Source organism: Segatella copri (genome assembly GCF_002224675.1).
Classification (GTDB): Bacteria; Bacteroidota; Bacteroidia; order Bacteroidales; family Bacteroidaceae; genus Prevotella; species Prevotella copri_U.
On sequence record NZ_NMPZ01000016.1, the window covers coordinates 87,159 to 94,747 of the forward strand.

The 7,589-nt window shown below is 48.1% G+C and carries 6 protein-coding genes; all 6 read right to left on the reverse strand.

The features are described 5' to 3' along the window. Positions 1 to 68: 68 nt before the first annotated feature. A complete protein-coding gene (rpsB, locus tag CFT61_RS10690) occupies positions 69 to 839 on the reverse strand; it encodes a 30S ribosomal protein S2 (protein ID WP_089544420.1) in 771 nt (256 codons plus the stop codon). Positions 840 to 998: 159 nt separating this feature from the next. Continuing rightward, the gene (gene rpsI, locus CFT61_RS10695; RefSeq protein ID WP_089544421.1) at positions 999 to 1,385 is read right to left on the reverse strand and encodes a 30S ribosomal protein S9; all 387 of its coding nucleotides are present in this window, start codon (positions 1,383 to 1,385) and stop codon (positions 999 to 1,001) included. Positions 1,386 to 1,395: 10 nt separating this feature from the next. Beyond that, on the reverse strand, positions 1,396 to 1,857 hold the full coding sequence (gene rplM, locus CFT61_RS10700; protein ID WP_089544422.1) for a 50S ribosomal protein L13: 462 nt from the start codon (positions 1,855 to 1,857) through the stop codon (positions 1,396 to 1,398). A gap of 917 nt (positions 1,858 to 2,774) precedes the next feature. After that, complete coding sequence (locus CFT61_RS10705; RefSeq protein ID WP_089544423.1) at positions 2,775 to 3,335, reverse strand: DUF5675 family protein; 561 nt, start codon at positions 3,333 to 3,335, stop codon at positions 2,775 to 2,777. A gap of 31 nt (positions 3,336 to 3,366) precedes the next feature. Beyond that, positions 3,367 to 6,111, reverse strand: coding sequence for a hypothetical protein (locus CFT61_RS17285; RefSeq protein WP_254918942.1), 2,745 nt, complete (start codon positions 6,109 to 6,111; stop codon positions 3,367 to 3,369). A gap of 17 nt (positions 6,112 to 6,128) precedes the next feature. After that, on the reverse strand, positions 6,129 to 7,283 hold the full coding sequence (locus CFT61_RS10720) for a phage antirepressor (protein WP_254918943.1): 1,155 nt from the start codon (positions 7,281 to 7,283) through the stop codon (positions 6,129 to 6,131). Positions 7,284 to 7,589 lie beyond the last annotated feature (306 nt).

Consider the following 7,589-nt stretch of genomic DNA (forward strand, 5'->3'; position numbering starts at 1 on the left):
TGAAAAGAACTAAAGCCATCGAATCATAAAACAGAATCAATGGCTCCAGTATATTTTTGTTTGCCTAATTACTCAGCCTCGTCCTTGCGAGCAGCCTTCTTCTTAGGCTGATCCTTCTGCTCTGCAGCAGCCTTGTCGTCAGCCTTCTCAGCCTTACGCTCCTCAAGACCCTCAGCGATAGCACCGCAAACTGCAGAGAGGATAGCCTCTACTGAGTCCTTAGCGTCATCGTTAGCTGGGATAACGTAGTCGATATTCTTTGGATCTGAGTTGGTATCAACGATACCGAACACAGGGATACCAAGACGGTTAGCCTCCTTAACAGCGATGTGCTCCTTCATTACGTCAACTACGAAGAGTGCGCTTGGGAGACGTGTCAAGTCAGCGATAGAACCGAGGTTCTTCTCCAACTTAGCACGCTGGCGGCTGATCTGCAGCAACTCGCGCTTTGAGAGGTTAGAGAATGTACCATCGTTCAACAGCTTGTCGATGTTTGTCATTTTCTTAACTGCCTTACGGATTGTAGGGAAGTTGGTAAGCATACCACCAGCCCAACGCTCGTTTACGTATGGCATATTGATAGAAGCTGCCTTCTCGGCAACTGCATCCTTAGCTTGTTTTTTAGTAGCGACAAACAGGATCTTCTTACCTGTCTTGGCGATTTCCTTGAGGGCCTCAGCAGCCTCGTCAACCTTAGCAACAGTCTTGTTGAGGTCGATAATATGAATACCGTTACGCTCCATGAAGATGTAAGGAGCCATTGCTGGATTCCACTTGCGACGGAGGTGTCCGAAGTGGCAACCTGCCTGAAGTAACTGGTCAAAATTTGTTCTTGACATTGTCTTTTCTTGTTTAAATGTTGTTTACTTTCTTTTGAATTCTAGCTAGAATCAGTCGATGAGTAGTCCCCGATTAATGGAATCTCACCGATTTAGATACTAAACTTTTTAGCTCAGCTATAATAATCTGAATATATATATATAAATATATGTATAAGATTAACGCTTGCTGAACTGGAAGCGACGACGAGCCTTTGGCTGACCTGGCTTCTTACGCTCTACAGCACGTGAGTCACGTGTCATGAAGCCTGCATCCTTCAATGCCTTCTTATCGTTAGCGTCGATCTTAACGAGTGCGCGAGCGATAGCGAGGCGGAGAGCCTGGCTCTGACCGGTGAAACCACCACCGTCGAGGTTTGCCTTAATATCATACTTACCCTCAGCCTCGAGCAACTGCAATGGCTGCTTTACTACATAGCGAAGGATTGCTGATGGGAAATATGTCTCAATATCTTTCTTGTTGATTGTGATCTTACCTGTACCCTCTGAGAGGTATACGCGAGCTACAGCGCTCTTACGGCGACCAATTGCATTAATTACTTCCATTCTACCTTAATTATTTATACTGGTTAATATCAATTGCCTTTGGCTGCTGAGCCTCATGCTTGTGCTCTGTGCCATCGTAAATGAAGAGGTTGTCCATCAAAGAGCGACCGAGAGGGCCCTTTGGCAACATACCCTTAACTGCGTGACGGAGGATCTTGTCCATTCCATCAGGACGCTTGCGCAACTCAGCTGGAGTATTGAAGCGCTGACCACCAGGGTAACCAGTGTAACGTGTGTAAACCTTATCAGTCTCCTTCTTGCCAGAGAATACAGCCTTAGCTGCGTTGATAATGATTACGTTGTCACCACAATCTACGTGTGGAGTGAAAGTTGGCTTGTACTTACCACGAAGCAACTTAGCAACCTTTGAGCAAAGGCGACCTACTACCTGGTCTGTTGCATCGATTACAACCCACTCTTTCTTAGCTGTCTCCTTATTAACAGAGATAGTCTTGAAACTTAATGTGTCCATTTTAAAATTTAAATTTACTACTAAAAAACGTTTTAATCTTTTCTTACTCACTTAATTTCGGATAGGTGATTCACTAACCGCAAATCCCGGCCACAGGATGTGCTATTAACACACCATACCCAGGGGACTCTAAGTGTATCCCCGAAATAATCGGACTGCAAAATTACACATTTTTATTTGATTATGTGTAAGTTACGAGCCGCAGCCCCTATCTTTTATATTTATTTAACTTAGTTTGTCGTGTTTTGTTATTTCCATCCGTTTTTATGGCTTTTAGGATACCCCAAGCATTATCCTATATATAATCAAGCATCTCCTATATATAATCAAGCTTCTTCTGTATATATCAAGCTTCTTCTGTATATATCAAGCTTCTTCTGTACATATCAAACTTCTTCTATATATAATAAGGTGTAAGGTTCGCAGTGAGCCCCACACGCCCTGAAAGGGCAGAAGCTCCTAGCCCAGGGCATCGCCCTGGGTATAACGGCAGTCAGCAAGACGCCCTGTAAGGGCAAAAGCTTTCAGACACCAGGCATAAAAACAGCAATGGGATTTCGATACCCCTATCGAAACCCCATTGTTATTCTTGTATAAGTAAAAGATGATGAAAGCGTTTCACAACGCCGTTTTATTTTTTCTGGTGCAAAGGTACAACAAAAACCGTATGCTATGGGGTAATTTTTGGCATATATGGGGGTAAAATCTGTTTTTTCAGCATATATCAAGCCAAAATTACCCCCCCTAAACGATTTTTACTACCTAATCCATCTTTTTTCAAGGTCAAAATCTAAAGAAAAAGAACTTAAAAATACGATTACTACCATACCAATGAAACTATTTCGGGGATAGGAATGAAACTATCCCCGGCTACCAATGAAACTATTCCCAGGAATATCTATGAAACTATCCCCTCATTAGATGACGGTAATCCAGATTCCTTCTCCCTGATTCTCCGCTGCCTGGATGCGATTCATCAGACGATGGAGCCAGATGCGGGAGTTCACCACCATACCCTTTACCTTGTTCTCGCCCACCAGAATGCAGCCCTGGGTATCATCGGGATAGTTGCCGGCATGGATGCGGATGCCCTCGAAACCGGGAACACCCTGCACATACGGCAGCCACTTCTTGAATCGCGGCGACTTGGTGATAAGTACACGATACGAACCCTCGGGAATGGCGGTATGGCCCGGAATCTTTCTCGCCACCTTGCCGCTCTCTCGGCTGAAACGGGCGTTCTCCTCCTCGGGCTTCAGCTCCACGCCCTTCAGATTGCGCCACGTTGGCTCCAGGGTATCACAGAAGTAGCAGTCCTTAGACAACTTTTCCAAATCAAAACTATGTACGAAACTGCGCTTGTCACCGGCTGTCTTGCCGCTAAGCACCTTGCGCTTCACATCACCATCAGCCAACAGATAAAGTCGGCCGATGGTATAAGTATTCTTCTTAGCTATACGCTCTAAAACTATTTCCATAAGTAAATTAAAATAAATTAAAGTTTAGAAATTAAGATAATTCCTGCCCATCACATCTGTATTTCAGCTTCGTAAAACTGTGATAACTGTTACTGTGATAGTTCTCGCTGCCACGTTTCACGTATTTTCTATACACCCAGGTAGAAAGCAGATGCGCCGTACCCTCTTCCGAGAGTCCCAGGGCTGCACGAGCCTCCACCACCTGCTGCTCGGTAAACGTATCCGGCAACGACTGGAGAAGATTGGAAGGGCCACGCTTGTTGGAATGCTCGCCCGCATTGTTCGCCTTCTGGATGTCCTCCTCGAAGAAACGCATCTTGCACCACAGGTCGTAGCGCTCACTCCAGCGGATGAAATCCTCTATCTCCGGCTCCCATCTGCAGCCGTTAGCCACATAGAGCACGCACGCCTTCAGATAGGCTATCACGTTGGCACGGAACGTGAAGTTCTCATAGATTCTGTTCTGGGTAACCTGCGAAAAATCCGCATTCTCCTCACTCAGAATCTCAGCTAAGCGGTAAGCCTCGGGGCAATCTATCAGACCGGTAGCCATACAGAGATTCTCGATATAGGGCTTCAGCTCCTTGCGAAACTGATCGTCGTAGGTGCCATACACTGGAATCTTATCGCCGATTTCTCTTTGGGGAATGGTGCAGAAGTTGATTCGGCTCAGCGGACCGTCGGTCAGCACCTTGGAGAAATAACGCTGTCCCTTCTGGATGGTGGTAGAGGCATTCCAGTTGAAACGTACGGTGACACGCTCGGTGACACTTTGGGTTCCCACTCGTGTTTGTCCATATAAATTACCAGGGTCAAAGGCGAGGCACATGATACGGAAATGCTGGTTGCCGATACCTTTCAGGGCATCAAACTGGTCAATCTCGTTGAGCGAAGTATACAGGAAGTGGCCTTTGGCTTCTGCCGTACGCATCACGAAGGCAGGGTTGGTCATATCCGCATCTATTTCTTGTATAATGAGATTATCGGGTCTTTTGCGCTTATCCTTGTTGGCACCCTTGCGCATCATCTCCTCCTTCCATTCCTTCTCACGCTTCAGGTTTTCCTGGTCACGCTTACGGATATCCTCCATGATCATCGAAATCGGCATCTGTACGCAACTTTTACCTGCGCCGGTGCCTGCAAGGAGGCAGGTCATCAGGGTGGCTTCGTGCTCCACATTGTCGATATATCTGAATCTGGTATTCCAGAGATGGGTAGCCAGCGGAGGGAAAATGGCGTGTGCCACAGCCGGCTGATAAATCTCCGGAGTCTTGGATATCAGCAGTTCCACCAGCTTCGGCAGCTTCCCCGGCATAGGAGGTGGAGGCGGATAAGAGGCGGTGCTACTTTGAACACAGGCGTTACTTTGAACATTGAGCATTGAACCCGCCAGGCGTCCCGGGGATTTGCAATCCGTCAGGTGTCCCGGGGATTTGCAATCCCCGGCAAGCGAGCTATAACCATTTTGTCCAGAAAGAAAGCCCCCCGTCAGGTGTCCCGGGGATTTGCAATCCCCGGCAAGCAAGCTCTTAGCAGCCTGTTCCGCCAAAGCATTCACGCGAATCACATCCCTCGAAAATGGCTTGGAGCTGTCCCCATATTTCGCATAGAAATCATGAATCAGCTGATGGCAGTCATTCTCCTGATAATAGCTCGGCATTCTCTTCGCCACCACCTTCATCAGCTCCTCCTCACTCATCACCCGAGAAGCGCCAGCGCTCATAATAGCGAGCAGGGAGGAATGCCTGGATCCGACGGTATCAATATTCATCCCCTTCAGTCCTGCGGAATCCTGGAAGAGGTCGAAGGCTATGAGATTCTTGGCATCAGTTTTCTGAGCATTTCCAGAATGGCTGATATCAGCATCATCAGCACGATGGCTATTACCAGGTTGGGCAGGCTGAATAGCAGCGCCAGAAGAAACAGCAGAATGGCTGTCAGTGCCCTGAAATCGATTGTCTTGAACATCGTCTTTACTTTGAACTTTGAGATTTGAACTTTGAACTTTATGATTACTATCGCTAGGTATTTGCCCCTGAAAGTCCCCCGCCAGGCGTTCCGGGGATTTGCAATCCCCGGCAAGCAAGCTATAGCGAGCCGTCCCCTTACCGTCAATCGTAAGCCCACGCTTAAGAAAAGCCTCTCTGCGGGCTTGAATCTCCTCATCCGGCAGCACCCCATACCACTCCTTGGAGCGGTAAATCTCCGAATCCTTATCCGTGATAAAGATGATTCGCTCCGGCGTGATGCAGCTTTTATCGTATGGAATCCCAGCCGCCTCGCAATACGCCTTCTGCGTCTCCTCTATCGTCATGCCCATCGGCATACGGATATCAATATGCAGCTTCTTTCTAGCCGAATATTCCAGATGCAGCAGTTTCCCCTTCCAAATCGTGTTGCTGCAGTTCAGCTCACGAGCCTTCTCCAGGGCAGCATCCACATACTCTACATCATCCACATCGATGGTAGTCTGAAAGAGAAAACTTTCAGGCACCGCATCCTCACTGGAGCGGTGATTATTCCTGAACTTGTAATAATGAATCGCACGGATAGGCAGCTGTCTTTTCAGCCCCTCGCGTGCCTTCTTCACCGCCTTTTCATCACCAGCATCTACGCCGGGGATAGCCTTCTCCCCACGTATCTGCGCAATCACACCCTTCAGCCACGGCTGTGCTATCAGGGTGTCATAGACATACAGGGGCTGGGAAGAATTCAATCTTCCCATATTGCCCTTGCGTGCCGGATTTAAAGCCATTACCTGTTGCTTTATCGCCATATTTCCATTTTTAATGATTATCCCAAATTCTTCACCTCATACAGTTCAGCAAGCTCCCAGAATCTGTGAGCCAGATCATGGATAAACTTCCTGCCCCTTTCGGTCCATACGAGATAGGTATGCGTAATCGCCTTGCCCATTTTCTCCTTTCCGCCATCGCATTTCGGATCAAGAAAGGCATTATATCGGGTGCGGCTCTTCGCCAATCCCATGTGCGCATACTCCGCATAGAGCATATACTGCCCGCTCTGGTAATACTGGATATGCAGGGCACACAGCGAGCGGTTCAGCTCCTGCGCCGTAACTCCCAACTCCTTCGCCACCTGGGTAGTAGTGAAGCAGGAAACGGAATCCAGGACATTGTCCGAGTAGATAGCCTTCGGCATCAGCCCATCCACCTGGTGCTCCAGATGAATGATGTTTTCACCCTTTCGGGCGATATTCACCACCTGCTCATCCACCACGCCATTCAGTCTTCGGATTTCCTCATCCTGCTCACCGATGAGCTTCTTTTGCTGAGCCAGTATCACCTTGTTCTTTTCGAGCTGAGTTCTGCTTTTCGCCAGTTGGATTCTGCTCTCCCCGAGCAGTTTCTTCTGCTGCTCCAGCAGTTCCTCCTTCTTCTTCAGGGTGGCACGGAGAATCTCCTCGGCATTGCGAATCGTCTCCTCCTCGCTCTCCCCCTCATGCACCGGGATATAACCGCCCGTCTTGCGAATCTGCGGCAGCACCACCGAGGTAACCCAATCCTTGAACTTCACCGCCGTAGCCAGTTTCGAACCGAGCACCAGGGCATAGAAGCCGCTCTCGTTAACGAAGATCATCGGAACAACCTGCATCTTTCCGTTACATTCGCCATAACGGTTTTTGGCAATTCTAGCGACGCAGCGTTTCGCTGCATCGCTAGACCTAACATGCTGTTTTACAGCCAAATCTGCTCTCTTATATCCGAGCACATCACACAAATCCTTCGCACAGAACCAAGGTTCGTCCTTCTCATCAGTAGCGGTTCTTACCATTCCGAACTCCGGATTCTCAAAAACAGCCACCTGTGCAGCCTGCTTCTTGTCAGCCTCCTTCTTGTCGGCCACCTTCTTACCAGTCTGCACACTCTTCTTGGCAGAGCCGGCATTCTTGCCATCCTCTGCCTTCTGAATCTTTAAATTCATCATAAGCAAAAAATTTAAGTAAATATATAAAAGGTACCCGACGGATACCTTTGCAAAAAATACACGCTAAAAGTTTCCGCAAATATTTAATAAACTGAAATTTCGCAAGTATCTCACCCACACGCCCTGAAAGGGCAGAAGCTCCTAGCCCAGGGCATCGCCCTGGGTTATTATGGACGCAACCCTGTCGCCCTGTAAGGGCAAAAGCCTTCAAATACCAGGCAATATACAAAGCTTTTGCCCTTACAGGGCGCCTTGCTGATTGCTTGTATACCCAGGGCGATGCCCTGGGCTAGGAGCTTCTGCCCT